The 1,373-nt window shown below is 73.3% G+C and carries 1 protein-coding gene; it reads right to left on the reverse strand.

Annotated features, from left to right (window positions below):
• On the reverse strand, positions 1-1,373 hold a 1,373-nt coding region (locus tag CQZ88_RS30085), incomplete at both ends, for an AMP-binding protein (protein WP_219727538.1).

The following is a 1,373-nucleotide window of genomic DNA, read 5'->3' on the forward strand; positions in this document are numbered from 1 at the left end:
CCGGCGCTGAGCCCGGGCTTGCCGCGGTAGCCGCGGGTGATACCCGGGCCGGCAATGTACAGCTCGCCGGCGACGCCGATCGGCACCGGCCGCAGCCGGGAGTCCAGGACGACCTCGTGCGTGCCGCGCACGGGGGTGCCGATCGGGATCGTGGGGGCCGGCGCGAGCGGACCGCAGATGTTGACGACGATCGTGCACTCGGTCGGGCCGTACGCGTTGAACATCCGCCGGCCCCGGGACCAGCGGGCGACGAGTTCGGGCGGGCACGCGTCGCCGGCGACGGTGACCGACTCGGCGGCGACGCCCTCCGGATCGACGGAGGCCAGCGCCGCGGGGGTGGAGAAGGCGTGGGTGATGCGCTGCTCGCGGAAGAAGCGGGCCAGTTCCTCGCCGCCGTAGATCGTCGGGGGCACCACGACGAGGGTGGCGCCGATCGCGAACGCGGTCATGTACTCGTACACCGAGGCGTCGAAGCTCGGGGACGAGAAGTGCGAGACCCGCGAGTGCGGGGTGGGGCTGTGCCGGCCGTGCAGTTCGGCGCACAGGTTCGCCAGCCCGCGGTGCGGCACCACCACGCCCTTCGGGCGGCCGGTGGACCCGGAGGTGTAGATCAGGTAGGCGGGATGGTCGAAATGCAGCGCGCCGTGACGGTCGAGGTCCGACAGCGGCCCGTCGGAGACCGAGTCCAGCGCCGCGACGAACTCCGCGTCGTCGAGCACCAGCCACGGCACGTCGGCGGGCAAGCCGTCGCGGTGGGCGGTGGTGGTCACGCCGAGGACGGCCCCGGAGTCGGCGAGCATGTACTCGATCCGCTCGGCCGGGTAGGCGGGGTCGACCGGCATGTACGCGGCGCCGGACTTGGCCACCGCCCAGATCGCGGCCACGGATTCGAGGGACCGGGCGATGCCGAGGGCAACGAACGTCTCCGGGCCGGCGCCGGCGTCGATCAGCACCCGGGCGACCCGGTTGGACCAGGCGTCGAGCTCCCCGTACGTCATCGTGCGGCCCTCGAATTCCAGGGCCGTCGCGTCGGGCACGTGCGCGGCCACGGAGGCGAGGATCTCGGGCCACAGCTGTGGGGACGAGCCGGGCAGTCCGCGGACCGGGCTCAGCTCCGCGGCTTCGTCGGGGAAGACGATGTCGACGTCCCCGATCGGTGCCGTCGGGTCGGCGGTGACGGCGTCGAGGATCCGCAGCAAACGTTCGCAGAACGATCGCACCGTATCGGCGTCGAAGAGGTCGGCGGCGTACGTACACCTCAGGCGGGTGCCCTCGGGGCCGGTCGCGGTGTGCACCGCGACTTCGGCGTGTGCGAGGAGCCCGCCGCCCCCGGCGGGCTCGCCGCTGTCGAGCAGCACCGGCAGGATCGGCAC

Source organism: Rhodococcus sp. ENV425 (assembly GCF_002887785.1).
Classification (GTDB): domain Bacteria; phylum Actinomycetota; class Actinomycetes; order Mycobacteriales; family Mycobacteriaceae; genus Rhodococcus; species Rhodococcus aetherivorans.